Annotated in this window: 22 protein-coding genes and 1 pseudogene; 12 read left to right on the top strand and 11 right to left on the bottom strand. The window is 62.5% G+C overall.

The genetic code is table 11. The features are described from left to right. Positions 1 to 49 precede the first annotated feature (49 nt). The 7 genes from M3I56_RS14000 to M3I56_RS13970 all read right to left on the bottom strand — a co-directional run bounded on the left by M3I56_RS14000 (position 50) and on the right by M3I56_RS13970 (position 8,032). Positions 50 to 1,225 carry an aromatic ring-hydroxylating dioxygenase subunit alpha gene (locus M3I56_RS14000; protein WP_254354452.1) on the bottom strand — a complete coding sequence of 392 codons (1,176 nt, stop codon included), beginning with the start codon at positions 1,223 to 1,225 and terminating at the stop codon, positions 50 to 52. A gap of 9 nt (positions 1,226 to 1,234) precedes the next feature. Beyond that, positions 1,235 to 2,008 carry a siderophore ferric iron reductase gene (locus tag M3I56_RS13995; RefSeq protein ID WP_254354451.1) on the bottom strand — a complete coding sequence of 258 codons (774 nt, stop codon included), beginning with the start codon at positions 2,006 to 2,008 and terminating at the stop codon, positions 1,235 to 1,237. Positions 2,009 to 2,010: 2 nt separating this feature from the next. Further along, complete coding sequence (locus tag M3I56_RS13990) at positions 2,011 to 3,903, bottom strand: IucA/IucC family protein (protein ID WP_375541724.1); 1,893 nt, start codon at positions 3,901 to 3,903, stop codon at positions 2,011 to 2,013. 21 nt (positions 3,904 to 3,924) lie between these two features. Beyond that, positions 3,925 to 4,524: a GNAT family N-acetyltransferase gene (locus M3I56_RS13985; RefSeq protein WP_254354450.1), complete on the bottom strand. Its 600-nt coding sequence runs from the start codon at positions 4,522 to 4,524 to the stop codon at positions 3,925 to 3,927. Beyond that, positions 4,514 to 5,737, bottom strand: a complete 1,224-nt coding sequence (locus M3I56_RS13980; RefSeq protein WP_254354449.1) for an MFS transporter — start codon at positions 5,735 to 5,737, stop codon at positions 4,514 to 4,516. The genes M3I56_RS13985 and M3I56_RS13980 overlap by 11 nt, the downstream gene beginning before the upstream one ends. Beyond that, positions 5,734 to 7,089 (bottom strand): lysine N(6)-hydroxylase/L-ornithine N(5)-oxygenase family protein, encoded by a 1,356-nt coding sequence (locus tag M3I56_RS13975; protein ID WP_254354448.1) that lies wholly within the window; start codon positions 7,087 to 7,089, stop codon positions 5,734 to 5,736. The genes M3I56_RS13980 and M3I56_RS13975 overlap by 4 nt, the downstream gene beginning before the upstream one ends. A gap of 475 nt (positions 7,090 to 7,564) precedes the next feature. Then, a complete protein-coding gene (locus M3I56_RS13970) occupies positions 7,565 to 8,032 on the bottom strand; it encodes a YaiI/YqxD family protein (RefSeq protein ID WP_254354447.1) in 468 nt (155 codons plus the stop codon). A 187-nt stretch (positions 8,033 to 8,219) separates the two neighbouring features. Here M3I56_RS13970 and arcD point away from each other — a divergent pair, with 187 nt between their 5' ends. Next, complete coding sequence (gene arcD / locus M3I56_RS13965) at positions 8,220 to 9,683, top strand: arginine-ornithine antiporter (RefSeq protein ID WP_254354446.1); 1,464 nt, start codon at positions 8,220 to 8,222, stop codon at positions 9,681 to 9,683. 28 nt (positions 9,684 to 9,711) lie between these two features. On the opposite strand, the gene M3I56_RS13960 is transcribed toward arcD, so the two are convergent. Beyond that, positions 9,712 to 10,302 (bottom strand): dimethylsulfoniopropionate lyase, encoded by a 591-nt coding sequence (locus M3I56_RS13960; RefSeq protein ID WP_254354445.1) that lies wholly within the window; start codon positions 10,300 to 10,302, stop codon positions 9,712 to 9,714. Positions 10,303 to 10,983: 681 nt separating this feature from the next. On the opposite strand from M3I56_RS13960, the gene M3I56_RS13955 reads away from it, so the two are divergent. From M3I56_RS13955 to M3I56_RS13905, 11 genes and pseudogenes are all read left to right on the top strand, one after another. After that, positions 10,984 to 12,273 (top strand): glycine betaine/L-proline ABC transporter ATP-binding protein, encoded by a 1,290-nt coding sequence (locus M3I56_RS13955; RefSeq protein ID WP_028203872.1) that lies wholly within the window; start codon positions 10,984 to 10,986, stop codon positions 12,271 to 12,273. After that, on the top strand, positions 12,270 to 13,151 hold the full coding sequence (locus tag M3I56_RS13950; protein WP_028203873.1) for a proline/glycine betaine ABC transporter permease: 882 nt from the start codon (positions 12,270 to 12,272) through the stop codon (positions 13,149 to 13,151). Before M3I56_RS13955 ends, M3I56_RS13950 begins: the two co-directional genes overlap by 4 nt. Positions 13,152 to 13,230: 79 nt before the next feature. Beyond that, positions 13,231 to 14,112, top strand: a complete 882-nt coding sequence (locus M3I56_RS13945) for a glycine betaine ABC transporter substrate-binding protein (protein ID WP_254354444.1) — start codon at positions 13,231 to 13,233, stop codon at positions 14,110 to 14,112. A gap of 101 nt (positions 14,113 to 14,213) precedes the next feature. Beyond that, the gene (gene glyA / locus M3I56_RS13940; protein WP_309249155.1) at positions 14,214 to 15,509 is read left to right on the top strand and encodes a serine hydroxymethyltransferase; all 1,296 of its coding nucleotides are present in this window, start codon (positions 14,214 to 14,216) and stop codon (positions 15,507 to 15,509) included. A gap of 73 nt (positions 15,510 to 15,582) precedes the next feature. Further along, positions 15,583 to 16,470 carry a dihydrodipicolinate synthase family protein gene (locus M3I56_RS13935; protein WP_254354443.1) on the top strand — a complete coding sequence of 296 codons (888 nt, stop codon included), beginning with the start codon at positions 15,583 to 15,585 and terminating at the stop codon, positions 16,468 to 16,470. 9 nt (positions 16,471 to 16,479) lie between these two features. Then, entirely contained in the window at positions 16,480 to 17,811 is a 1,332-nt protein-coding gene (locus tag M3I56_RS13930; protein ID WP_254354442.1) for an FAD-binding oxidoreductase, read from the top strand. A 17-nt stretch (positions 17,812 to 17,828) separates the two neighbouring features. Continuing rightward, positions 17,829 to 19,322 (top strand): aldehyde dehydrogenase, encoded by a 1,494-nt coding sequence (locus M3I56_RS13925; protein ID WP_254354441.1) that lies wholly within the window; start codon positions 17,829 to 17,831, stop codon positions 19,320 to 19,322. Between the two features lie 86 nt (positions 19,323 to 19,408). Next, entirely contained in the window at positions 19,409 to 19,561 is a 153-nt protein-coding gene (locus tag M3I56_RS13920) for a hypothetical protein (RefSeq protein WP_254354440.1), read from the top strand. A gap of 285 nt (positions 19,562 to 19,846) precedes the next feature. After that, complete coding sequence (locus M3I56_RS13915; protein WP_254354439.1) at positions 19,847 to 20,848, top strand: LysR substrate-binding domain-containing protein; 1,002 nt, start codon at positions 19,847 to 19,849, stop codon at positions 20,846 to 20,848. Positions 20,849 to 20,924: 76 nt separating this feature from the next. Continuing rightward, entirely contained in the window at positions 20,925 to 22,040 is a 1,116-nt protein-coding gene (locus M3I56_RS13910) for a GlxA family transcriptional regulator (RefSeq protein WP_254354438.1), read from the top strand. A 237-nt stretch (positions 22,041 to 22,277) separates the two neighbouring features. After that, positions 22,278 to 22,472 (top strand): annotated as a pseudogene (locus tag M3I56_RS13905) (porin); the annotation flags it as partial. Positions 22,473 to 22,816: 344 nt separating this feature from the next. On the opposite strand, the gene fghA reads toward M3I56_RS13905, so the two are convergent. From fghA to M3I56_RS13890, 3 genes are read right to left on the bottom strand one after another with little or no spacing between them, the layout of a single operon-like run. After that, a complete protein-coding gene (gene fghA / locus M3I56_RS13900; protein ID WP_254354437.1) occupies positions 22,817 to 23,647 on the bottom strand; it encodes an S-formylglutathione hydrolase in 831 nt (276 codons plus the stop codon). Positions 23,648 to 23,654: 7 nt separating this feature from the next. After that, positions 23,655 to 24,230 (bottom strand): S-(hydroxymethyl)glutathione synthase, encoded by a 576-nt coding sequence (gene gfa / locus M3I56_RS13895; RefSeq protein WP_254354436.1) that lies wholly within the window; start codon positions 24,228 to 24,230, stop codon positions 23,655 to 23,657. Positions 24,231 to 24,252: 22 nt separating this feature from the next. Continuing rightward, a complete protein-coding gene (locus tag M3I56_RS13890; protein ID WP_254342225.1) occupies positions 24,253 to 25,362 on the bottom strand; it encodes an S-(hydroxymethyl)glutathione dehydrogenase/class III alcohol dehydrogenase in 1,110 nt (369 codons plus the stop codon). Positions 25,363 to 25,408 lie beyond the last annotated feature (46 nt).

The following is a 25,408-nucleotide window of genomic DNA, read 5'->3' as shown; positions in this document are numbered from 1 at the left end:
ATTCGCCGCGCCAATGCGAAACCGCCTGCCTTGCGCGGTTTCTCATGGCTCACCCGAGCGGTCCCGCGAGGGCGCGCCGATACCACGCATGGAAATGGCGCATGCCGTCTTCGAGCGGCGACTGATACGGCCCGGCGTCGCTGATGCCGCGCCGGTGGAGCCGCAGTCGTCCCGCGTCCATGCGCTCGGCGATCTCGTCGTCCTCGATCATCGTCTCCAGATACGCCGCGCGCTGGGCTTCGATGAATTCGCGTTCGAATGCCGCGATTTCTTCCGGGTAGTAGAACTCCACCACGTTGAGCGTTTCCTGCGGACTCTTCGGATATAGCGTCGAGACCACGAGCACGTGCGGATAAAGCTCGATCGTCTGCGTGGGGAAATACGCGAGCCAGATGGCGCCGAACTCGGGCGCCTCGCCGCCGCGATAATCGAGCAATCTATCGTGCCACGCGCGATAGATTTCCGAACCCGGCTGCGCAAGCGCGGCGTGCACGCCCACGCGCTGCATGCTGTACGTCTCGGCGAATTCCCAGTCTAGCGTTTCGCAGGTCACGAAGCGTCCGAGCCCCGGGTGGAATGGCGCGACGTGATAATCCTCCAGATAGACTTCGATGAAAGTCTTCCAGTTGTACCGGCAGGTATGCCTTTCCACGTGATCGAGCACGTACTCGGAGAAGTCGAACTCCGGGCGGGCGAACACGCGTGCCATGTCGCGCGCGGGCTCGCGTGGCCCTTCGTAGAGCAGGCCATGGCAATTTCGCAGTTCGAAACGTTCGAGATTGCGGCACGGTTTGCGCTCGAACTCGGGCGCGCCGATCAGCTCGCCGCCAGGCGTGTACGTCCAGCGATGCAAAGGACACACGATGTTGCCGCCGCTCGCGGCGAGATTGCCTTGCGCGGGGGCACTGCCGGTCGCAGCGACGTTGCCAGCCATGCCGCCCAGCATGAGCGCCTGGCGATGGCGGCAGACGTTCGAGAGCAATTGCACGCCGCTCTCGCCGCGCACCAGCACGCGGCCGGCTTCATCCTGCGGCAGGTGCCGCCAGTCGCCGCGCTCGGGCACCGACTGTTCGTGGCCCACGTATAGCGCCGAGTGCGCGAAGATACGCGCCATCTCGCGCTCGAACAGCGCCTCGTCGAAATAGGCGCTCGCGGGCAATTGCCCGTGCGCTTCCTCCGTATCGGGCGGCAGCGCGAGATGCGCGAGGTCACTGATATCGTTCATCGGTCGGTTTCATCCTGTTTCGTGTTGCGCGTTCAGGCGCACGATGCGTTCATGCTTTGCGAGCCGCGGGCAGGTGCTGCAGAGTCCGCCGTCGCGGCGGCGATAGTGGTAGCAGCAGGTGCGCCGTTCCAGCGCGAGCGCGCTTGCGCCGTCCGTGCGCGAGAACGGGAAATAGCCTGAGTAGCCTTGCAGGCCGAGCGCCGCGAGCCATTGCCGGCCGTGCGCCTCGACCTGTGCGTCACTCCATGCGGGCTGCGCCTTGCGCGCCGCAAGCAGGGCGGCGAGCACCACGTCGGCTTGCGTGCCGCGCGCCGATGCTGGATTCAGACGGATCACCGGCATCAACTCGTCGTCCATCTGCTCGCAACTCGAGAGGATTTCGCGTGCGGCGTGCGTGATCAGCGCGTGCGTGTCGCCCTGCGCCGGTTCGTGATCGCGTATGCGGACCTCGCGGGTCCAGCCCTCGGCAATGGGCTGCGCGATGTCCGCCAGCGACAGGGACACGCCAGCCGCATGCACCCCGATCACGCTCAAGTAGAGCGGTTGCCAGATCAGGATGCCCCAGCAGCGCGACGACCAGTAGGGGCGGCCCGCTTCGGGGTAGGTGCGCGACCAGAAGGTAAAGAGCGCATCGAGCGCAGCGCGATTGGTCTCGCTGTTGGGCGGTGCAGGGCGCGTATGCACGATGCCTTGTGCGGGGCGCGCGGCTACCACGCCCTGCAACCCCGGTACGAGCCGCGCGGCGAGATGCAGCATGTCGTCGAGCGCGCGGTTTGCGGCCATGCTTATGCCGCGACCGCTTCGGCGCTCATGCCATTCGCCTGCGCGGCGTCTCGCGGCGCGCCGCGCCTGCCCGCCAGCGGATTGCGCAGATTGCCCGCCATCTTCAGATTGCCCGCGGGATCGGCGAGATTGACCATCTGCAGGTTGTTTCCCAGCTGCAGACGGTTCAGGCATGAGTGCAGGAACACGGGCGCGAAGAGGTCGTAATCGGCGTATTTGCGCGCGAGTTGCGGGTGCTCGTCCTGATAGCGCGCGACGCAGCGCGCCACCGAGTCCCAGAACTGGTCTTCCGTGCAGCAACCGTGCTCGACGAGTACCTGATTCATGTAGCGGAAATAGCCGTCGAACACGTCGATGAAGATCGCGAGCAGCTTGACGCGCTCGGGCACGTCCACGGCGAGGCGCTTGACGTTTTCCGGAAGCTGCGCGTCCTTGTTGAGGATGGCAGATTCTTCCGCGATGTCCTTCATGATCGCGCGCACAGGCACATGATTTTCGAGCACCAGGATGAGATTCTCGCCGTGCGGCATGAACACGAGATCGTGCGCGTAAAAGCAATGGACGAGGGGAGCCAGGTACGCCTCCATGTAGCGCTCGAGCCAGGCTTGCGCCGTGAGCCCCGAAGCTTCGATCAACGCGGGCAGCAGCGCCTCGCCATGGCGGTCCGTATGCAGCAGCGCGGCCATGGTCATGAGCCGCTGGCCTTGTGCCGCGAGCCTGAGCGGATTCTCGCGCCAGAGTGCCGAAAACATCTTCTTATAGGGGCTATCCACCTGGACGGCCGCTTCGTAATAGCGATTGCGAAAACCGATGGACGCGACTTCGCGCAGAATGGTGAACCCTTTGTCCTGCAGATAAGGATCGCTCGCCACGAGGCCTTTGATGAAGTCGTTGATGGCGGGCGTGCCCGACATGTAGTACGGCGAGAGCCCCCGCATGAAGCCCATGTTGAGAATCGAGAGTGACGTCTTCACATAGCGTTTCGAACGGTCCGAGAGATTGAAGAACGTGCGGATCGACTGCTGGGCCAGATAGCGGTCCTCGCCGAAGCCGAGGCAAATGATGCGGTTGGTCGCGACATAGCTCGCAAACGCGATCGAAAGCTTGTTGAACCACTGCCACGGGTGCGCCGGCATCAGCCGATAGTCGGCAAAGTCCACGCCGCGCGCTTCGACGATCGAGCGAAAGCGCACGATGGTCTCCACGCCCAGTTCTTCTTCCATGAGCTGTTCGTAGTCGAGGTCGGCGGCGCTGTGGAACGCGGCGTTCTCCTTGTGCACGGCGAGCCAGACGATCTGGAGCGGCGAGCCCGCCTCGGGCGCGAACGCGCGATAGTCGCCCGCGTCGAAGCCGAGCCTGCCGTTGTTGGCGACGAAGCCCGGATGGCCTTCGCTCATCGCGGTTTCGATCGCCTGAAAATCGGCATCGAGCAGTTCGGCCGTGTCCGGGCCGTCTTTCACCGCTTTGTAGGCCGCGCCATACAGGGTGCTGCTGATTTCATCGAGGTAAATGGGCAGCATCTCCTCCTTGATGCCAAGCCGCGCTTTCACGTCGAGAATGAAGGCGAGCGCGTCGAGCGGTTGCGGCGCGCCGTCCTGCGAGCACACGATGGTTTCGGCGCGAATGCTCCAGTGGCGCAGCGCGAGCAGGCGCGCATCGAAGGTGTAGACGCGTGTGCCGTCGTCGGATTCCAGCGCATAGCGCGCGTAGTGCTCGCCGGGCGCATCGCCCACGCGCTGCGGCTCGACGATCAGTTCGTGCGCGTACTCAGCAATGGCCTTGCGCACCAGCATGCGGTTCGCGCGCTGCCACACCTCGGGTGTGAGGTGGGCGGTAGCCTCGTGGGGCGTGAGGGGAACATGTTGCATGGAAGCCTGAGTTGCGACGTGATTCATGATGCGATGTCCTTATGGAATTTAGTGATCCTGCTTAATGGCAGCGTAAAAAGCGGCTCGTGTGCAGAACGCGAGCGAGGCGGTCTTCTCGCGAAACGCGACGTCCTTCGTATACACGAAGCCGATCGCGCGATTCAGCGCGTGGATGCGTGCGTTACGCGCATCTGGCTCGACGACGACGCGTTGCGCGTCAAGGTGCTCGAACAGGAACGCCATGAGTGTTTCGAACACGTGGTGCGTATAGCCGGATGTTCGCCTGGCAGCGGGGCCGACGAACAGATGCATGCCGAGGTCGCCCGCGCGCACGTCGTAGTGCTCGCCGATCTCTTCGTGGGCCGGGTCGTAGCTTTCGAACAGGAAGGCGGGTACGTCATCCTGCAAGCCGAGCCAGGCGCGCGCGTGCCCCGAGTCCTCGATCGCCTGATAGAAAGCGGCCACGTCCGCCACGCTCTTGTCGCGCATGTTCCAGAAGGCGGCGCGTTCTTCGATGAACCAGCGGTGCAGCGCGGGCGCGTCGCGTTGCGCGTCGAGCGGGCGGATGTGAAAGGCCTTGGCTCCGGCCATGCGTCCAGCCGGGACATGACGCAGCGCGATTTCGTCGGCAGCGATTTCAGTTCGCACGGGCGGGGACTCCTGTTTCGGTAATTGGATTGGAAAGGGCGGCGACCTGGGCGCGCGGCCCGGCGAGCAGCCAGACGCTCGCGAACGCCGTGAAAACGAGGCCCACGGACGCCACGAAGAACGGCGTACGCAAGCCGGCTTCGTCGACAATGGCGCCGGCCGCGAACGAGGCCAGCAGCACGCCAAGGTTCTGGAAGAAGTTAATGACGCTGTAGTCGGCGGCATACGAGGCGGGCGTGCTCAGTGCGAACATCGTCACGTCGAGCTTCACGACGATCTGGAACAGCGCCCAGCCGAACATCATGCGACCCACCACGATCCACAGCGGTGCCTCCACGCCTTGCAGCAGCATGCCGGCGGTGCACAGCAGCAGGTTCGCGAGCATGTGGTCGGGCACTCGCTTGCCCTGCGTGGCGAGGCGCTTGTTCAGGCGCAGCGCGACGAGCGCGACCATGCCGGGTATGGCAAACACGAGCCCTGGAACCAGCTCGCCAGGCGCGTGGGTGACCGCTTGCCAGTACGACGCCATGAACGGTCGGATGAGATACACGCAGAAGTCGAACGCGAGCATGAGCAGTGCGAGGCGCAGGATCGGCATGCGCGCACGCAGACCCGGCTTGACGTGTGCTTCATCGGCATCGCCCGCGAACCGGCAGCGCCGCGCAATGCCATGCGTGCGGATCAGCGCAAGGCAGATCGCCATCTGTACGAAGTCGCCGGCGGCCATCGCGAAGATGCAGTGATGCGCGTCCCAGACCTGCATGACGAAGCCGCCCGCCACCGCGCCCGCAATCGCGCCGAAGTGCACCACCACCGAAAGCACGCCGATGGTATGCGCATGCGATTCTTTCGCTTCGAGCCGCATCATGTACGGGTACATCAGCAGATAGCTGCTTTTGCACATGAACATCGCGAGCGAGAGCACCCAGAAGAGCGGCACCGTCGCCGCGAAATAGCTCGCGAGCGAAAGCACGCCCGCGGCGCACTGCGTATAGACGAGCAGATGCATGGCGTCGAGGCGCTTCGCAATGCGCGCCCAGAGCGGCAGCGTGAGCATCACGACAATGGAGATGAACGCCACGTAAGCGCCCGCATGCACGGGGCTCGTGACGCCATAGCGCGCGGCGAAGAACTGCGGGTAGAACGGAATCAGGATCGCATCGCTGACGACGGCGAAGGTCGTCATCAGGATGATCGTGCTGCGCAGCTTCATTGCGCCTCCAGCGGCATCTTCACGAACGCTTCCGTGTCGGGCACCGAGAAGTCCTGCAGCGCGATACGCCGCTCGATCTTGTAGTGTTCGACGCCGGTCAGCTCGCGCAGAATGCAGGAGTTGCGATAGCAGCTCATGCCGAGGTCGGGGTTGGTCAGGCCGTGGCTGTAGAGCCCCGCGTTTTGCACGAAGATCTCGCGCCCGCTCACGTCGATCGCGTAGTTGCGCGAGAGCCGGTAGCGCCCCTTGTCGTCCCAGCGGATGCGGGCGCGAATGCCGTCGATGAAACCGGGTACGTTCTGCCCATAGCCGGTCGCGAAGATCGCGCCGTCCGTGACATGGGTGTACTGCACGCCCTCGTCGCGCTGCACGAAGCGCAGGTGAAAGCAGTCGTCGATGCGGTCGTGATGACAGGCGCTCAGCTCGGAATTGGTGATGAGGCGCGCGCTGTTGCTGCCGCGGCTGCGGCGGTCGTCGAGCAGGTCGTAGATCTGGTTGATGAGCGAGGCGTTCACGCCTTTGTAGAGACTGTCCTGCTTGGCGATGATGTTTTCTCGCACGCCGTCCGGCAGGTTATAGAAGTAGTCGATATAGTCGGGCGAGATCATTTCCAGCGTGAGCTTCGTGTTCTCCATCTGGAAAAAACGCGGCGAACGCGTGATCCACGTGAGCGTGTAGTCGTGCTCGTCGCTTTCCTTGAGCAGGTCATAGAAGATCTCGGCTGCGCTCTGGCCGCTGCCGATCACGGCGATCGCCCGCTTTTGCTGCAGCTCGGCTTTGCGCGCCACGTAATGCGCGCTATGGATGCAGCGCTCGCGCAGCTCGCCGCAGCAGGGTGGCAATTGCGGCACGGAGCCCACGCCGATCACGAGGCGCGCGGCGCGATGCGTGAACGGCTGGCCGGTGCGCACGTGCCGCCCGCGCACCACGTAATGGCCTTGCTGCGCGTCGTATTCAACGTGCTCCACACTCGAGCCGAACGCGATGCTCGACAGCTGGCCGATGGCCCATTTGCAGTAGCGGTTATATTCGGCGCGGCTCAGATAGAAGCGCTCGCGGATGTAATACGCATAGAGCTTGCCTTCCTGCTTGCAGTAATTGAGGAAGCTGAACTTGCTTTGGGGATCCGCGAGGCTCACGAGGTCGGCAAGAAATGGGTTTTGCAGCGTCGTGTCGTCGATCAGCATGCCCGGGTGCCAGTCGAAGTCCTCGTTGCGTTCGAGGAAGAGGCCGCGCAGATCGCGGATCGGATCGGCCAGGCAGGCGAGACTCAGATTGAACGGTCCGAGGCCGATCGCCACGAAGTCGAGCACGGGCGAGGGCGGACCTGGCTCGACATTAGTTGTACTCATGATTGAACTTTCACCTGGAGCGGAAAGGACCATGTCGGGTTACCTCATCGAAGGACGAAGACGGCGAGAAAGCTCACGAGGCGCAACCGCGCAACCGTTTGCGCGGGCGGTGGCGTTTCGATACGAATGAGAGTGATTCGCGTTTGAAGATCATAGGAAAGACGCCGCCCAATGGCAAGAGCGAAACGCATGGCGGTGAGGAGGCCGAACTATCGTGCCTGCCCAATACGCATCATGGCCGGCATGCGTGATCGGCGGCAAAGTCCGGCTGCGCCGGGGCGGGCGGGGGATCGGCTACTTTCGGGAAATAGCGGAGTTCGCAGTCGCGCCGCCCCAATTTTGGCGTCAAATCATCTGATAAAAAACCCTGTGCGCGACAGGGGTTAGCAGCACACAGTGAATATTTCGGCTCTAATCGCGCGCGATTCGCGTGTGCGGGGCCATGACGATCCCAAACGTCTCGCGCTTTGAGCCATCACCCAGTCTTGCGCGGCGGCGGACTATGCCGCGCGAGAAATCGATCGAGCTGGCTGGCAAACGCCTTGCTGTCACGCGCGCTGAACGGCGCCGGACCGCCCGTTTCGATGCCTGCACTGCGCAGTTGATCCATCACGTCGCGCATCGTCAGCCGTTCCTGAATATTTTCGCGCGTGAACCAGTTGCCGCGCGGATCGAGCGCCTGCGCGTTCTTTTCGAGCACCGCGGCGGCAAGCGGAATGTCGGCGGTAATCACGAGGTCGCCCGCCTCGACCAGTTCGACAATGCGGGCGTCGGCCGCGTCGAATCCCGCCGGCACCTGAATCGACTTGATGAAGGGCGACGGCGGTGTGCGCAGATATTGGTTTGCCACCAGCGTCACCTGGACTTCGGCACGCCGCGCGGCCCGAAACAACATGTCCTTGATGACGGCGGGGCAGGCGTCAGCGTCGACCAGCACTTGCATGTAGGGAATCCCGGCACAGTAAAGCGCGATCATATCGCAATGCCGGCGATGCGCTGCGCATTGCCCGACGTTTCCAGTCGTTTCCGGATGCACTGCGTTTTCCTTGCATTTGCCTGCATTCCTGCCAACATTGATTTCGCAATGGAGCCGGATGCCCCCGACCTGACACTGCGAAGACGGAGCAGATATGAGCGACGCTACCCACGGGTTCGATGCCGCCGGGGAACACAGGGACACAAACGGGCTGCGACTGGGCGCGCTCGTTGCCCTCGTCGTGGGCTCGATGATCGGCGGCGGCATCTTTTCGTTGCCGCAGAATATGGCCGCTTCCGCCGGCGTGGGCGCCGTTCTGATTGGCTGGGTCATTACGGCCTTCGGCATGCTGGCCCTCGCGCTGGTATTTCAGACACTCGCCAACCGCAAGCCGAATCTCGATGGCGGCGTCTACGCTTACGCCAAGGCCGGATTCGGCAATTACATGGGCTTCGCCTCGGCTTGGGGCTACTGGATCAGCGCGTGGCTCGGCAACGTCGGCTACTACGTGCTGCTATTCAGCACGCTCGGGTATTTTTTCCCCGTCTTCGGCGAAGGCAATACGTTACCCGCAATCGCCTGCTCTTCGGTGTTGCTGTGGAGCGTGCATTTTCTGGTGCTACGGGGCATCAAAGAGGCGAGCTTCATCAATCAGATCACGACGATTGCGAAGATCGTTCCGCTCGTCCTTTTCATTCTCATCTGCCTGCTCGCGTTTCGGCTCGATGTCTTCTCGGCCGATATCTGGGCGCGCTCGAATCCGGCGCTGGGCGGTGTGCTCGATCAGGTCCGGAACATGATGCTCGTCACGGTCTGGGTGTTCGTCGGCATCGAGGGGGCGACTGTTTTTTCGGCACGCGCCGCGGACCGCAAGAGCGTCGGCAAGGCCACGGTGATCGGATTTTTCGTCGTGCTTCTCGTGCTGGTGCTCGTCAACGTGCTGGCGCTCGGCATCATGACGCAGCGTCAACTCGCCGGCTTGAAGAATCCCTCGATGGCAGGCGTGCTCGAGCACGCTATCGGACATTGGGGCGTGGTGCTGGTGAGCGTGGGGCTCGCCATTTCGCTGGCTGGCGCACTGCTTTCGTGGGTCATGCTGTGCGCGGAGATTCTGTTCTCGGCCGCGCGTGACCGCACGATGCCCGCGTTCCTGCGCAAGGAAAACGCGAGACAGGTGCCGGCCAACGCCTTATGGCTGACCAACGGCATGGTGCAGATGTTTCTGCTCATCACGCTGGTGTCGAAAGGCACGTACCTCTCACTCATCTATCTCGCCACCTCGATGATTCTCGTGCCTTACTTCTGGTCGGCGACCTATGCGTTACTGCTCGCCATTCGCGGCGAGACCTACGAACTGTCGCAAAAGGAGCGCCGCAGGGATTTGACGATTGCTGCGGTTTCCGTACTCTACGCGGTCTGGCTGCTTTATGCGGGCGGCGTGAAATATCTTCTCCTTTCGTCACTGCTTTACGCGCCGAGCGTCGTCCTGTTCGCCAAGGCGAGGCGCGAGGCCGGGCAGCACGTGTTTACGCACCTGGAGAAAATCGTATTCGCAGCCGTGCTCGTGGCCGCGGTCGTGGCGGGCTACGGCTTGTATCGCGGGCTGCTGAGCCTTTGATCGGGCGGCCGATATTCGAAAAGCGCGCTCATACCAGCAGGCACCATAGCGCGAGGAGCGGGGTGGTGCCCGCGCGCATGGCGTGCAGGCTGTTGGGCGGATTGTGCAGGCCGCCGCCGATGCCCGGATCGAACCAGTCTCCATCGCGCTGGCGGAATTCGCCTGCGCTGAGCAGCACATAGGCCTCTTCAGGGGGATGTCGATGATCGGGGTATCGCGTGTGCGGCGCGAGCAGCGAAAACCCTAGCTGCACGTCGTATCGGCTTTCCATGCCGCCGGGGCCGCAAATCATGCCGTTCACGTGCTGCTCGACATAGTCCTGGCTTCCATTCGCTCCGGACGTTCGCCGCTGCCAGCCGATAGCGGATTCGAGCGTTTTGATAGCGCGGGCCGCGTCGCCGAGACTGGTTGAGTCAGCAAGCAGCGGTGCGAGCGATGCATCGAGGAGATCGCAGGCGGGATAGCGTTCGCGGTTGCGCTTGCCGTCGTCGGACGGTTGTTCGAGACGCTCGAATACTTTCGCGGCCATCTGACGGCCAGCCTCCGGCAAGGCTGGCGCCTGAAACAGCGTTCGGGCAACGCGAATGAAATGCTCGAGGTTCTGATGCCGCTGATACATGGGGGCTCCGGTAATTGCGTTGCCGCGCTATGCCGACGCTTCCAGAAAGATGCTCGCGGACGGCGGCCATGACCCCGCCCGCTACCATCAGGAAAGCTTCAACTTCGCGCAGACCGTGGACTGTGCTGAAGCGCCAGTCGCTGAGGCCAGCGCCGCACCGGCCGCGCAGGCCGGTCCGCAATGCGTTGCGTGGCGCGCCGGGGCATTTCCATTTTGTCGTCTGAGCTTTCGCCTGATTCCCTCGCAGTTTCTCCCATTTTTCTCGCATTTTCCTGGTAGTTTCCCTGACTCAATCCCCCCCAGGACTTTCCCTTGTTCGGTACGGCGCGCGCCGTTTCCCGTTCATTGGCCAAACGCGGCCATTCCCGCCATTCGACTGCCCGCAAAGCCGCAATCTATATAGGGTCCACGCGCCTCTCGCCTATTCGCTAAACGTTTCATTGCTCACCTGGCGCCTCGCACGCATTACCAAAGGTATGGGAAAGGGCCGAAAAAATGTAGCTGGAGCGCGCAATTTGGATTGCTACGCTGCAATCACTGCATCAACGGCCGCGCCAGAACCGAAACCGCCGAAGTATTGGATTCGAAGCCGGGATGCTAGCTGAATCGCCACGCTGGAACTTCAGGTCGTACCGGAGTTCGCCAGCGCCAATTTTTTGAACCAGCCAGTTGGGATGACAAATGGCCCCTCATCTGACGTTCGCACCGGGCGACGCGTTGCCGCCAGGCGCAATCAACACAGCGGGTACGCCTTCGGTGGCCCGGCCCATCGCCATATCAGGAACCGACATCCTGACGGTCAAGAACCTGTCGAAGATCTTCGGCCCGAAGCCCGAGGTCGCCGCGCAACTGGTCAAGCAAGGCCTGGGACGCGATGAGATCTTCAAGCGCACCGGCAACATGGTGGCGGTCAACGACGTCAGCCTCAACGTGAAGGCCGGCGAGATCTTCGTCATCATGGGACTCTCGGGTTCCGGCAAGTCGACGCTCGTACGGCTGCTCAATCGCCTGATCGAGCCGACGTCCGGCCAGGTCGTACTCGAAGGGCGCGACATTGCGCCGATGTCCACGCCCGAACTGCGGGAAGTGCGCCGCAAGAAGATGGCGATGGTGTTCCAGTCGTTTGCGCTGCTGCCGAACCGCTCGGTGCTCGACAACATCTCGTATGGCCTGGAAGTCGCGGGCATGAAGAAGTCCGAGCGCTATGAAATCGCACGGGCAGCGCTTACGCGCGTGGGACTCGGCTCATACGAAAAGCTTCTGCCCAGCGAACTCTCGGGCGGCATGCAGCAGCGGGTCGGTCTTGCGCGCGCCCTGGCGGTCAATCCTGCCGTGCTGCTGATGGATGAAGCCTTCTCGGCGCTCGATCCGCTGATCCGCTTCGAAATGCAGAGCGAACTGCTGCGGCTCCAGAAGGAGGAGCAGCGGACCATCGTCTTCATTTCGCACGATATCGAAGAGGCCATCAAGATCGGCGGCCGTATCGGCATCATGAAGGACGGCTGCCTGATTCAAGTCGGCACGCCGGCCGAACTGATCCAGTCTCCGGCGGACGACTACGTGCGGGACTTTTTCCGTCACGTCGACGTGTCGCGTTTCCTCAAGGCTGAGAGCCTGCTGACCCGCGTCGAGCGCGGACTGATTTCCGGCGACGTCGGCGCGCCCGCTGAGCGCTACCTCAATCAACTGATCGATAGCGGCGCCGAGTGCGGTTACGTGTGCGATCAAGCCGGCCGTTACCAGGGCTGCGTCACGCCCGCGTCGCTGCACAAGGCGGGTGCCCAACCCCTGCGCGACGCGTTGCTCAAGGACTTGAGCACGGTCTCGCTGGACACCGACCTGCACGAACTCTCCGCGATCGCACTGAGCCAGCAACACGACGTGCCGGTGACGGACGCGGCAGGCAAGCTCGCGGGCGTCGTGTCGTGCCGAACGATACTCAAACAGGTTATGGAGCGGAGGGCAGCATGAATTCGTCAGTCATCGGCAAGTTCGCAGAGAACGCCGTCAATTTTCTTTTCAATCACTTTCAGGGCGGATTCAACGCGTTTTCCGCGGCGCTGGGCGCAGTCGTCAAGCTGCTCGAAGACGGCCTCGGGGCGATTCCCTTCGTCGCGATGCTCGTCTTTCTCGTGGCGTTCGCATTGTGGCGCCGTGGGATCGCCTTCGCGGTGTTCGTCGGCATCGCGCTGCTGCTCATTCACTACATGGGGCTGTGGCCGCAAACGGTCGCGACGTTGGCCCTTGTCGTCGCCGCGACGGTGTTCAGCCTCATCGTCGGCGTGCCGCTCGGCATCTGGGGCGCGCGCAACAAGCGGGTCGAACTGATTCTGCGCTCGCTGCTCGATTTCATGCAGACCATGCCGGCGTTCGTTTATTTGATTCCCGCCGTGATCCTGTTTGGCCTCGGCCGCGTGCCTGCCGTGATCGCGACCGTCGTGTTCGCCATGCCGCCCGTGGTGCGGCTCACGACGCTCGGCATCCGCCAGGTCCGCGAGGAATTGCTGGAAGCGGGCCGCTCGTTCGGCAGCACCGACGCGCAGCTGCTCTGGAAAATCCAGTTGCCGAATGCATTGCCGTCCATCATGGCCGGCGTGAACCAGACCATCATGATGTCGCTTTCGATGGTCGTGATCGCCTCGATGATCGGCGCGGGCGGCCTCGGCGAGTATGTGTTGAGCGGCATTCAGCGGCTTGACATCGGCATTGGCTTCGAAGGTGGCCTCGGCGTCGTGCTGCTGGCCATCGTGCTGGACCGCCTGACGGAGACGTTCGGCGTGAAGTCGAAGAAGAGGAGACCCGTCACGAAAGTGGGCAAAGCTGGCACCACCGAAGCGGCGCATAGCTGACTAGCCGGATGCCTGCCTGAAATCACAGGCAGGCATCCGTGATGAATAGGTAGTTTCAATATAAATCCGGAGTACTAACATGCTTAGCGATATTTTCAAATCATTCATGACGAAGGTTGCGCTATCGGCGGTCGTCGCCATGAGTGTCGGCGTCGGGTCTGCCGTGGCGGCAGAGCCGATCAAGCTGGCGATCACCGACTGGGCCGACGTTCTCGCCACGGCCAACGTTGCCAAGTACGTGCTCGAAACGAAACTGAATCAGCCGGTCAAGTTCGTCAATGCGGACATCGGCATTCAGTTCCAGGGCGTGGCGCGCGGCGACCTCGACATCATGGTGGGCGGCTGGCTGCCGGTGACGCACGCTGTGTACTACGCGAAGTACAAGAACGATCTGGATGATGTCGGCGTGATCTACACGGGTGGCCGAAACGGCTGGGCCGTGCCCGTCTACGTGCCGGAGTCGGAAGTGTCGTCGATTTCGGACCTGAACAAGCCGGACGTCAAAAGCAAGCTCGACGGCACGATCCAGGGCATTGGTCCGGGCTCGGGCCTGATGCAGGCCTCCCAGAAGTCGGTTCAGGCCTACGACCTGAATGGCTACAACCTGCAGTCGTCGAGCGAAGCCGGGATGCTCGCTGCCGTGTCGCGCGCGTATCAAACGAAGCAGTGGGTCGTCGCCACGGTCTGGAGCCCGCACTGGCTCTGGCAGAAATGGCAGATGCGCTATCTGAAGGACCCCAAGGGCACGCTGGGCGGCGAAGAACAGGTCCACGCGTTCGCGTCCAAACAGTTCGCCACCAAGTTTCCCCGCGCCGATGTGTTCTTCAAGCACTTCAAGCTGACGCTGGCTGACGTCGAAGCCATCGAACTCGAAGGCAACAGCACGAACGACTATGCGACCGCCGCGAAGAAGTTCGTCGACGCGCACCCGGACAAGCTGAAAGCCTGGCTGCAGCAGTAACCAGCAGGTTCGTATTCACGGGGGCAGGAAAGGCCCGCTGCCCCGACGATTTTCATGTTCCAGCAGGGCCTGCTTGACACGATTACTTCCTGGAGTGACCTGTGAGCGAAAACTCGTGCTTCTTTTCTGAAACGCTCCAGAGCCGTGACCCGGTTATTGCATCGGAGATCGCGCTCGAATTGCGCCGGCAACAAACGCAGATCGAATTGATCGCTTCCGAAAACATCGTTTCGGCGGCGGTGATGGAAGCGCAAGGGACGGTGCTGACCAACAAGTATGCCGAGGGTTATCCGTCGAAGCGCTATTACGGCGGCTGCGAGCACGTCGACCGCATCGAGGCGCTCGCGATCGACCGCGTGAAGGCGCTGTTCGACGCCGGGTACGCCAATGTGCAGCCGCATTCCGGCGCGCAGGCAAACGGCGCCGTCATGCTCGCGCTGGTCAAGCCGGGCGACACGGTGATGGGCATGTCGCTGGACGCCGGCGGCCACCTCACGCATGGCGCGCGGCCGGCGCTTTCCGGCAAGTGGTTCAATGCCGTGCAGTACGGTGTGAGCCCGCAGACGTATCGTATCGACTACGACGCGGTGCGGCGGCTCACGCAGGAGCACCGGCCGAAGCTCATCATCGCGGGCTATTCGGCGTATCCGCGCGCGCTCGACTTTGCGGCTTTCCGTGAGATCGCCGATAGCGTCGGAGCCCTGCTGATGGTCGACATGGCGCATATCGCGGGCATCGTCGCGGCCGGCCGTCATGAAAACCCGATCAAGTACGCGGACGTGGTGACGTCGACCACGCACAAGACGCTGCGCGGCCCGCGTGGCGGCTTCATCCTGACCAACAACGGCGACCTCGCCAAGAAGATCAACTCCGCCGTGTTCCCCGGCCTGCAGGGCGGTCCGCTCATGCATGTCATCGCGGGCAAGGCGGTGGCGTTCGGCGAAGCGCTGCGTCCGGAGTTCGCGGGCTATATCGACCGCGTGCTGCGTAATGCGGAGGCGCTCGGCAACGTGCTGCAATCCGGCGGACTCTCGCTCGTCACGGGCGGCACCGACAACCATCTGCTGCTCGTCGATCTTCGTTCCAAAGGCATTACGGGCACGCAGGCCGAGAAAGCCCTCGAGCGCGCGGGCATTACCTGCAACAAGAACGGCATTCCGTTCGACACGGAAAACCCGACCGTGACTTCCGGCATCCGTCTTGGCACGCCGGCCGGTACGACGCGCGGATTCGGCACCGCTCAATTCGAGCAGATCGGCGAAATGATTCTCGAAGTGCTGGCGGGCCTCGAGCACGAGCCGGGCGGCGACGACCATGTCGAGCGCGCCGTGCGTAGCCGCGTGCGGGATCTGTGCAACCAGTTTCCGATTTATTCGCACGCCGACGCCCTGGCATGAGCCAGGCACTCGGCGCGCGAATACAGTGAAAACCCGTTTATCTGTTTGAAGATTACTGAAGAGAGGAATCGAAATGAGCTTCGAGGGCGTACATACTCCGCTGGTCACACCGTTCAAGGAAGACGGTGAAATCGACCATGCTCTGCTCGGCAAGCACGCAGCGAATCTCGCAGGCCGCGTATCGGGACTCGGGATCGGCGGCACCACGGGCGAATACTACGCGTTGAGCTTCGAGGAACGCGTCAAGACTTTCAACACCGTTGCCGAGGCGGCGGGTGGAAAAACGTATCTGACCGCGGGCATCAACGCGACTACGACGAAGGAGGTGATTCGCCTGGGCCTCGAGGCCAGGCGTGCAGGTTTGTCGTCGCTGCTGGTTGCCGCGCCGTACTACGCGCAGCCGACGCAGGAAGAACTGCTCAGCCACATGCTGAAGGTGGACGACGCGCTCGACATGCCGATCATGCTGTACAACTTTCCGGCCCGCACGGGAACGGAAATCAGCGATGGCGTGCTGGCAACGCTGCTCGAGCGTCCGAACTTCATCGCCATGAAGGAGAGCACGGGCGACATTTCGCATCTGCATCATCTCGTCACGCACTTCAAGGACCGCCTGGTGCTCAGCTGCGGCATGGACGACCAGGCGCTCGAATTCTTCGCGTGGGGCGCGAAGAGCTGGGTAGGCGGCGCCTCCAACTTCCTGCCGGAAGCGCACACGGCGCTGTTCGACGCGTGCGTCAAACAGAACGATTTCGTTCTGGGCCGCAAGCTGATGACGCAACTGTTGCCGGTGCTCGAACTGCTCGAGCGCAGCGGCAAATTCATCCAGTACGTGCGCTACGGTTGCGAACTGGTGGGGCTGCCGGTTGGCGTGGCGCGTGCACCGCTCGGCTCGCTCACGCAAGAGGAGCGCAGCGCGTTTGCGCAGCTTGTGAAACCTCTCATTCGCAACGCCCAGTAATCACTGAAAATGGTCTCGAACCTGGAATTCGCGCGGTTTCCTGCTCCAGATGGCGTCAACGGGTGGTGGGAGAGTCTCCCGCCAGCGGGGCCTGCCAGAAGCGTGTCGTCGGAGCATCGATACGACTGGGTCGTTGTGGGCGGAGGCATCACCGGGCTTTGCGCGGCTCGCCGGCTTGCCGAACTGGCGCCCGATGCGTCGATCGCGCTCGTCGAGGCCGATCGCATCGGGCGCACGACGGCCGGACGCAATTCCGGATTCTTCGTCGACTTGCCGCACGATATCAGCAGTGAAAGCTACTCGCGCAGCGTGGCGGAGGACAAGGCCGACGTGCGGTTCCAGCGGCACGGGATCGACTACGTGCGTTCGATCGTACGGCAACACGACATCGACTGCGATTGGCGCGACGAGGGCAAATTCCACGGCTCGGTCAACAAGAAGGGGCTCGACGCACTCTCGCACTTTGCGCAGGGCCTGACGCGCATCGACGAAGGTTTCGAATGGCTCGATCAGGCGGCCATCCGCAAGGTAACGGGCACGGACTTTTATCAGGGGGCGCTATTTACGCCGGGCTGCAGCACGGTGCAGCCGGCTGCGCTCATGCGCGGCCTCGCGGCCACGCAGCCGGAAAACGTCACGGTCTTCGAGCTGAGCGCCGTCACCGAAATCGAGAATCGCAACAATGAAAAAGTTCTACATTTCGCTAGAGGAAAGATCGTCGCCAAACAGGTGATTCTGTGCACGAACGCTTATGCGGCGACGTTCGGCATCCACCCGAATGGCTTGCTGCCCGTCTACACATTTGCATCGATGACCCGCGTCATGAACGCCGGCGAGGTTGAAAGGCTGGGCGGAACGCGGTCGTGGTCGCTGATCCCGGCGGATCCCATGGGCACGACCGTGCGCCGTCTAGATACGGACCGTATTTGCGTGCGCAACCATTTCGCGTTCAGGCCGGGACTGCAGGTGTCCGACGCCGATCTCGCGAAGGCGAAAGCGCTGCATCAGCGCTCGTTCGACCGTCGATTCCCCATGCTCGATGGCGTCGAGCTGGAGTACACATGGGGTGGTCCACTGTGTCTCTCGGCGAATAACGGCGCGCTGTTCGGCCGGCGCGACGATGGAATTCTGGAAGCGGTGGGCTGCAACGGGCTCGGGCTGAGCAGAGGATCGTCGTCGGGCAAGCTGATCGCCGAATACGCGCTTGGCCAGACCAACAAGCTTGTCCACCAGCTTCTGAACCAGCCCCATCCGCGCTCGCTGCCGGTTCGGCCCATTGTGGACATGGCGGTGTCGGCCACGATCTGGGCAAAGGAAATGTCGGCGGGCGCCGAGCTTTAATTAACCAAGGACATGAGATGACGACGCATCAGCAGTGGAAGCAGAAAGCCGCGGACCTGGCGCTCGACGGCCGGGCATTGATCGCCGGAGAGCGGTGTGGAGCGGCGTCGGGAGAAACGTTCGCCACGCTCAACCCCGCGTCGGGCAAGGTGCTGGCGCAAGTGGCGAAATGCGATGAAAAGGATGTGGATCACGCGGTCGCCGCTGCCCGCAATGCATTCGAATCGGGCGTGTGGTCGAAGGCCGCGCCGGCCCATCGCAAGGCGGTCCTGCTTCGCCTCGCGCAACTGATCGACGAGCACGCGGACGAACTAGCGCTGCTCGAAGCGCTGGAGGCGGGCAAGCCGATCAGCGAATGCCTCGCGCTGGATATTCCCGAGTCGGCAGCCTGCATTCGTTGGCATGCCGAAGTGACTGACAAGCGATACGACGCGCTGTCGCCTTCGGGCGCGGATGTCGTCAGCATGATTACGCGTGAACCGATTGGCGTGGTGGGCGCGGTCCTGCCCTGGAATTTCCCCGCGTTGATGCTGGCCTGGAAGATCGGTCCGGCTTTGTCGGTTGGCAATACCGTGGTCGTGAAGCCTGCGGAGCAAACGTCGCTCTCGACCTTGCGCATCGCGGATCTCGCGCTCGAAGCCGGCGTGCCGGCGGGCGTGCTTAGCGTCGTCACAGGTTTCGGCGATAGCGCGGGACAGGCGCTGGGCCGCCATCCCGATGTCGATCTCGTCGCGTTCACCGGCTCGACCGCGACCGGCAAGCGCTTTTTGCACTATTCCGCGGATACCAACCTCAAGCGTGTGGTGCTCGAATGCGGCGGCAAGAATCCGCAGGTGATTCTTCCCGATGTCGCGAATCTCGATGCGGTCGCCGAACAGGCCGTCGCCGCTGCGTTCTGGAACATGGGAGAAAACTGCAGCGCCGGCTCGCGCATTCTCGTTCCTTCGAGCAAGCGGGCGGAACTGGTCGAGAAAGTTCAGGCCGTTCTCGCGGGCTGGAGGACGGGTGACCCGCTCGACCCGGACGCGAAGCTCGGCGCGCTGATCGAGCAAAAGCATTACGAAAAGGTGCTGGCGCACATCGAGAAAGCGAAGGAGCAGGGCGCGCGCGTGATTTGCGGCGGACGTGCCGTGCTGACCGAGACCGGCGGATGGTTCGTCGAGCCGACCATCTTCGATCAGGTCACGCCGGATATGGCCATCGCGCGGGAAGAAGTGTTCGGACCGGTCGTGTGCTTTATCGAATACGACGACGTGGAAGACGCCATCCGTATCGCGAACGACACCTGCTACGGACTGGCGGCTTCGCTGTGGACCGATAACGTGAACAGTGCGCATAAGGTTGCGGCGCGTATCCGTGCGGGCACGGTCACGGTAAACTGCTTCGGAGAGGGCGATCTTTCGACGCCATTCGGCGGCTTCAGGCAATCGGGCTTTGGCGGCCGCGACAAGTCGGTCTACGCACACGACCAGTATTGCGAGCTAAAGACGACCTGGTTGAAGCTCGCTTGACCTGGCGGCGGTAAAGCGCGCGAGCGGGCCGTCAGGCCCGGCTCGCATTCCGTGGCGGGCTTGCGCCACACCTGAACAGGACTTGCATGCAGATGCGCATCGGATTCGTTGGAACGGGGGCAATCACAAAGGCCGTGGTGACCGGGCCGCTGCGCTCGGGCATGTCATTCGAGCGGATCACGCTTTCTCCGCGCGGCAAAAAACGTCTGCCGAACTGGCGGCACTTGAGCACTGCATGACGCCCGGCGGCCTCAACGCGCAATTGCACGCCGAGCTAACGGAGCGCGGCACCTACACTCACTATGGAGAGGCGCTCGACAGGGTGTTGAAGCGGGTCGTCGGCGGGACGTAAGCCAGGCGCCACATTGGAGGGGCGGTGCTTTGCCATTTATAAGACCCTTACTATGGAACACCTTACTTGCCACCGGGCAAACGGACTCGCAAACTATTCTCATCCGAATCCCTTTATGGTTCGTGGCGCGCCTGATCGCGTCATGCGGGCACCCGTTTAAAGAGCGCAAGCCATGTTAAAGAAGCAGCTATTCGCAGACAGACTCCTCGCCCAGATGCCATCGCTCCGTGCACTCCGTTGCTTCGTGACGGCGGCGAGATACGAAAGCTTCACCCAGGCGGCGGAGGTGCTCTGCGTGACGCAGGCCGCAATCAGCAGACAAATCAAGGAGCTCGAAGATTCGCTCGATGTCGCGCTGTTCGAGCGCACCGGCCGGCATATCGCGCTGACCGATGCCGGACGCATTCTGTACAACGCGTCGTACCTCTCCATCATGAATATCGCCGAAGCGGCGGAGGCGGTGCGACGCACGGACCGGCACGCATTAACGATTTGCGTCTCGCATACGTTTTCGGCCCTGTGGTTATCGCAGCGCCTGCCGGCGTTTCGCGCGCGCTTTCCGGATATCCGGCTGCATGTGATGGTGACCGAGCACTTCATGGAGCTGGACGAGCTCATGGAGCCCGACATCATCATCACGAAGAATCCGCCTCGCGAGCCGGAATACGAGGTCGAGCCGCTGTTTCATGATGTCGTTTATCCGGTTTGCAGCCCGACGTTTTACGACCGGTATTTTCGCGGCAAGAAACTCAAGCCGCTCGACCTGCTTTCCGAACCCACGTTGAATCTCTCGTTGCTCGGGCGCGCCCAGGTGTGCGAACACGTGGATTGGCGAGTGTGGCGCAACTGGTTCCAGCAGGGCGACGGCACGGACATGCTGGCTGAAAACCGCAACCTGGAGAGCAACGACTATCGGCTCCTCGTCGCGCAGGCGGAAGCCGGCGAAGGGACGCTGCTGGGCTGGCATCATCTGCTCCATCTTCAGGTCGAGCAGGGACGCCTGATACGGCCTGTTCCGGATGCGCTTGTCTTTAGAGACCGCTACCACTATCTGATTACGCATCGGAATGCGCGGCCTCGCACCGAGTATCTGCAGTTTCGGACCTGGCTCAGCGAAGAAGCCGGTGCGATGATGCGCGACTGGCTCGATGCCGGTGTTGCGGTCACCGGCTAATTAACACAGGCTAATCAACGGGCAACGGATTTCGACCGTATCGATTGTCTGGAATGCATTGACAGAGGCGGTCCTCATGGTTCACCAAGCGATTGACAGCGAAGCCACGGCGGCGAGGCGGCTGCGTTTCGGGATCGTGCTATTGCCCAACTTCACGTTGACCGCGTTCTCCGGCTTCGTCGATTTGCTCAGGCTCGCAAGCGACGAAGGCGACATGAGCCGGCCGGTGCGGTGCTCATGGACCATCGTCGGAGAAAACCTCGTTCCGGTTCGCGCCAGCTGCGGAATCCAGATCACGCCGTGGACGACCTTCGATGCGGCCGAGGCGTTCGACTATGTCGTGATCGTAGGCGGGCTGCTGCATTCGGGACCGCCAGCGAGCGACGCAACACTCTCCTTCATTCGCGCGATGGCCGAAACGCCGGCCACGCTCGTGGGACTCTGCACGGGGGCGTTCGCACTCGCCCGGGCCGGCGTGATGAACGGCTATCGAATTTGCGTGAGCTGGTTCCACTACTGGGATTTCGTCGAGCGTTTTCCGCAAGCCGATGAGCGCGACCTCGTTGCCGACCGGCTCTTCGTGATCGACAGAAGGCGCATTACGTGTTCCGGCGGCCGTGCGTCGATCGACGTGGCCGCGGCGATTCTGCTGCGCCACGTCGAGGCCACGATCGTGCGCAAGGCGCTGCGTATTCTGCTCGTGGACGACGCGCAGAAAGGCAACGCGCCGCAACCGCATCCGCCGGGCCTCGAGCCTGCCACGCATCCCAAGGTCAGGCGCGCGATTCTGCTGATGGAGCAACACGTTGGCCAGCCGCTGAGTCTGCCGGACCTGGCGCACAGGCTCGATGTTTCGGTGCGCCAGCTCGAACGCCTTTTCACGACGGAAACCGGCAAATCGCCGGGCGCGTACGCGAGGCAGATCCGCATACGCATGGCGTCATGGCTGTTGACGAGTTCGGACCGCACGGTTGCGGATATCGCTTCGTCATGCGGCTTCTCCGACGCATCGCATCTTGGGCGCGAGTTCCGCAAGGAGTTTGGCGAGTCGCCCAACGAATATCGCACGACGCGGCTGCCAAATGCTCATGAGGCGCTACTGGGAACGCCGGAGGCGGATACGCCGTTGCCTGATGAATATGTCGAGACACCGGCTCGCCAACTGCGAGGCGAATCGCATAGATTGCGGTAGACGTGCTGGGAGGTCACATAACTTAAAGTCATTCGACAAGGAAAATAAATCACGTTGACAGCCTGCGGCGTTGCTTCAATACTCCGCGCACCGCTTCCTCGTCGTGCCAAAGATTGATTGCAAGAAAAGGACACTATCAGCGCGAAAATACGTAGGTTAACTACGCATTTAATCAATCATAAAACTTGCATACGAACATTCGTTATCGAATGGCAACCAGGTTTGGAGGACTTCGATGAGATGGCGGACTACAATCTGTCGAAACGTACGGATCTGTATTTGCAGGGAGCCTATCAGCACGTTGGCGGCGACAAGACTCAAACGGTGCTCGACGTCGCCTATGTTCCGGGTGCGGCAGACGTTTCCTCGAACTCGAATCAGCTCGTGATTCGCGCTGCAATCCGTCATAAGTTCTGGCCACCCGCGCAATAGCGGACGGCGTGCTGGCGGGCACGTTATGCTTGCGCAATTGTTCCTGCACGCGCGCGAGCCGCCAGGCCCGGACGTCACGCAAAACCGCGTCTTTGCCGTTCGGCTCGATTGTGTTGCGTGCCGCATCGAAAAGCGGGGCGCTCGTCATCCTCTTTCTCCTGGCTGGCTTTTATGGTGTGTTGCCGTTGAGTATTGGAGGATGGCGAGTACAGCGTCAATGCGCTTTATTTTCGTAGTCGCATTACACTGGGTTATGCGTAGACGAGGCCTCGGCGCCTCGCCTATGAACGACTATAGAAAACGCGCCCGGCCGCCGAAACAAGCGGGCGGGCGCCGGGCGCGGTTCAAGCCAGCGCTTTGGCGTGAAAGGCCATATGCTCGCCGATAAAGCTGGCGATGAAGTAATAGCTGTGGTCGTAGCCTTCGCGAACGTTGAGCGCCAGCGGTTGCCCCGCCTTTTCGCAGGCCGCCTGCAGCAGTTCCGGCCGTAGCTGCGTATTGAGGAATTCGTCGCCGCCGCCTTGATCCACGAGTAGCGGCAAGTGTGCCCTCGCGTTGCCGACCAGCTCCACGGCGTCATACTGCCTCCACGCCTCGCGGTCATCGCCGAGGTAGGCGGTGAGCGCCTTCTCGCCCCACGGCACCTGGCTCGGTGCGACGATCGGCGAGAACGCGGATACGCTGCGATACCGGCCCGGATTGCGCAATGCAACGACCAGCGCGCCGTGCCCGCCCATCGAATGCCCGCTGATCGAGCGCGCGTCGCTCGCTGCAAACCCGGCTTCGACGACGGCGGGCAATTCGGAGACCACGTAATCGTACATGCGGAAATGCTTCGCCCACGGTTCCCGCGTGGCGTTCACGTAGAAGCCCGCGCCCTGGCCGAGATCATAGTCGGGCGAATCGGGCACATCGCTGCCACGCGGACTGGTGTCCGGCGCGACGACGATAATCCCGTGTTCCGCCGCGTAGCGTTGCACACCGGCCTTGGTGATGAAATTTTGCTCGGTGCAGGTCAGGCCCGAAAGCCAGTACAGCACGGGACACTTCTGCCCGCGCAGCGCGGCCTCGGGCAGATAGATGCCAAACTTCATGTCGCCGCCAACGGTGGAAGAGGCGTGCTTCCAGACCTCCTGGCTTCCGCCGTGGCTGACGTGTCGTTCAATGCGCTCCATAAGCGTTTCAGGCCTCCCGGTAAGTGCCTTTGGCCTTGGCGGCCTGGGTGGAGAGAAGATCCATGAGCGCGGGGCTCAGGCAGTCGTATGGCTCGAGGCCCTTGTCGCGCAGCGTCTGGCGCACGTCGGCCATGGCCGAAGGCGGCGTGCCGCTCTCGATGATCGAGGAGACGAAGGCCGCGAAGCCGGGGCCGTCCCAGCCCGCGTCTTTCGACAACTCGGTGTGGATGAAGTCGAGACCGTAGAACGCGTGATCCTTCTTCTCGATGCGGCCATACAGGTGCGTACCGCAGGCCGTGCAGGCGTGACGCAGGATCGTGGCTTTGTCGTCCACGACCTTCAGCTTTTCACCGTGCGCCGCGACCGTCACTTTGTCGCGCGGCACGACGCCCACGACGGAGAACAGCGCGCCGGCGGGTTTCCAGCACTGGGTGCATCCACAGGCGTGGTTGAACAGGACCTGCGAGTCGATGCGCACTTCGACCGGATCTTGCGCGCACTGGCAGCGCAGCGTGCCGCCCGCGAAGTTTTCGGCGCCTTTCTGGATGCCGCGGTCAACGGTGGGGTGAATGGCTGAGGCCATGGTCTCTCTCCTTCCTTGCGTATCAGTAGTGAACGACGGTCCGGATCGATTTGCCCTCGTGCATCAAGTCGAAGGCTTCGTTGATTCCCGAGAGCGGCTTCGTGTGGGTGACGAACGGCGCGAGCTGGATCTTGCCCTCCATCGCGTCTTCGACCATGCCCGGCAATTGCGAGCGGCCCTTTACGCCGCCGAAGGCCGTGCCCAGCCAGCGGCGGCCGGTCACGAGCTGGAACGGGCGCGTGGAGATTTCCTGCCCCGCACCGGCCACGCCGATGACGACCGACTGGCCCCAGCCACGGTGCGCGCATTCGAGCGCCGCGCGCATCACGTTGACGTTGCCGATACATTCGAAGCTGTGATCCACGCCCCAGCCCGTCATGTCGACGATCACCTGCTGGATGGGTTTTTCGTGGTCCTTGGGGTTCACGCAGTCGGTGGCGCCAAAGGCGCGAGCCAGGTCGAACTTGCCCGGATTGGTGTCGACGGCGATGATGCGACCAGCCTTGGCGAGCTTCGCGCCCTGGATAACAGCAAGTCCGATGCCGCCCAGGCCAAACACGGCGACGGTATCGCCTTCCTGGACTTTTGCGGTGTTCTTCACCGCGCCCAGGCCCGTGGTCACGCCGCAGCCGAGCAGGCACACCTGCTCGGGATTGGCTTGCGGGTTGATTTTGGCGAGCGACACTTCGGCCACCACCGTGTACTCGCTGAACGTGGAGCAGCCCATGTAGTGATAGAGGGGCTGGCCGTTGTAGCTGAAGCGGGACGTGCCGTCGGGCATCACGCCCTTGCCCTGGGTCGCGCGCACGGACACGCACAGATTGGTCTTGCCGCTCTTGCAGAACAGACACTCGCCGCATTCGGCGGTGTAGAGCGGGATCACGTGATCGCCGGGCTTCACGCTGGTCACGCCTTCACCCACTTCCACGACGATCCCGGCACCCTCATGGCCGAGCACGACAGGGAAGAGGCCTTCGGGGTCGTCGCCGGAGAGCGTGAAGGCATCGGTATGACAAACGCCGGTATGCGTGATCTTGACCAGCACCTCGCCCTTGCGGGGCGGTTCGACGTCGATCTCGACGATCTCGAGGGGCTTGCCCGGCGCAAACGCAACTGCAGCACGCGATTTCATAGTAGTCCTGTAAAAAAAGGGGTTCGGCCAAATCGGCGCAGGAAAT

It is taken from the genome of Paraburkholderia sp. CNPSo 3281 (assembly GCF_024206515.1).
Classification (GTDB): Bacteria; Pseudomonadota; Gammaproteobacteria; order Burkholderiales; family Burkholderiaceae; genus Paraburkholderia; species Paraburkholderia nodosa.
Note: the sequence above shows the minus strand (reverse complement) of the source record. Positions and strands in the feature narration are given on the sequence as shown.

Excerpts from the sequence above, each read along its gene's own strand:
- M3I56_RS13960 (WP_254354445.1), bottom strand. The coding sequence starts at position 10,302 with ATGTATCAGCGGCATCAGAACCTCGAGCATTTCATTCGCGTTGCCCGA.
- gfa (WP_254354436.1), bottom strand. The coding sequence starts at position 24,230 with ATGGCCTCAGCCATTCACCCCACCGTTGACCGCGGCATCCAGAAAGGC.
- M3I56_RS13910 (WP_254354438.1), top strand. The coding sequence starts at position 20,925 with ATGGTTCACCAAGCGATTGACAGCGAAGCCACGGCGGCGAGGCGGCTG.
- M3I56_RS13930 (WP_254354442.1), top strand. The coding sequence starts at position 16,480 with ATGGTCTCGAACCTGGAATTCGCGCGGTTTCCTGCTCCAGATGGCGTC.
- M3I56_RS13975 (WP_254354448.1), bottom strand. The coding sequence starts at position 7,089 with ATGAGTACAACTAATGTCGAGCCAGGTCCGCCCTCGCCCGTGCTCGAC.
- M3I56_RS13890 (WP_254342225.1), bottom strand. The coding sequence starts at position 25,362 with ATGAAATCGCGTGCTGCAGTTGCGTTTGCGCCGGGCAAGCCCCTCGAG.
- M3I56_RS13915 (WP_254354439.1), top strand. The coding sequence starts at position 19,847 with ATGTTAAAGAAGCAGCTATTCGCAGACAGACTCCTCGCCCAGATGCCA.
- M3I56_RS13990 (WP_375541724.1), bottom strand. The coding sequence starts at position 3,903 with ATGAATCACGTCGCAACTCAGGCTTCCATGCAACATGTTCCCCTCACG.
- M3I56_RS14000 (WP_254354452.1), bottom strand. The coding sequence starts at position 1,225 with ATGAACGATATCAGTGACCTCGCGCATCTCGCGCTGCCGCCCGATACG.
- M3I56_RS13925 (WP_254354441.1), top strand. The coding sequence starts at position 17,829 with ATGACGACGCATCAGCAGTGGAAGCAGAAAGCCGCGGACCTGGCGCTC.
- M3I56_RS13980 (WP_254354449.1), bottom strand. The coding sequence starts at position 5,737 with ATGAAGCTGCGCAGCACGATCATCCTGATGACGACCTTCGCCGTCGTC.
- M3I56_RS13935 (WP_254354443.1), top strand. The coding sequence starts at position 15,583 with ATGAGCTTCGAGGGCGTACATACTCCGCTGGTCACACCGTTCAAGGAA.
- M3I56_RS13955 (WP_028203872.1), top strand. The coding sequence starts at position 10,984 with ATGGCCCCTCATCTGACGTTCGCACCGGGCGACGCGTTGCCGCCAGGC.
- M3I56_RS13950 (WP_028203873.1), top strand. The coding sequence starts at position 12,270 with ATGAATTCGTCAGTCATCGGCAAGTTCGCAGAGAACGCCGTCAATTTT.
- M3I56_RS13970 (WP_254354447.1), bottom strand. The coding sequence starts at position 8,032 with ATGCAAGTGCTGGTCGACGCTGACGCCTGCCCCGCCGTCATCAAGGAC.
- arcD (WP_254354446.1), top strand. The coding sequence starts at position 8,220 with ATGAGCGACGCTACCCACGGGTTCGATGCCGCCGGGGAACACAGGGAC.
- fghA (WP_254354437.1), bottom strand. The coding sequence starts at position 23,647 with ATGGAGCGCATTGAACGACACGTCAGCCACGGCGGAAGCCAGGAGGTC.
- M3I56_RS13945 (WP_254354444.1), top strand. The coding sequence starts at position 13,231 with ATGCTTAGCGATATTTTCAAATCATTCATGACGAAGGTTGCGCTATCG.
- M3I56_RS13920 (WP_254354440.1), top strand. The coding sequence starts at position 19,409 with ATGCAGATGCGCATCGGATTCGTTGGAACGGGGGCAATCACAAAGGCC.
- M3I56_RS13995 (WP_254354451.1), bottom strand. The coding sequence starts at position 2,008 with ATGGCCGCAAACCGCGCGCTCGACGACATGCTGCATCTCGCCGCGCGG.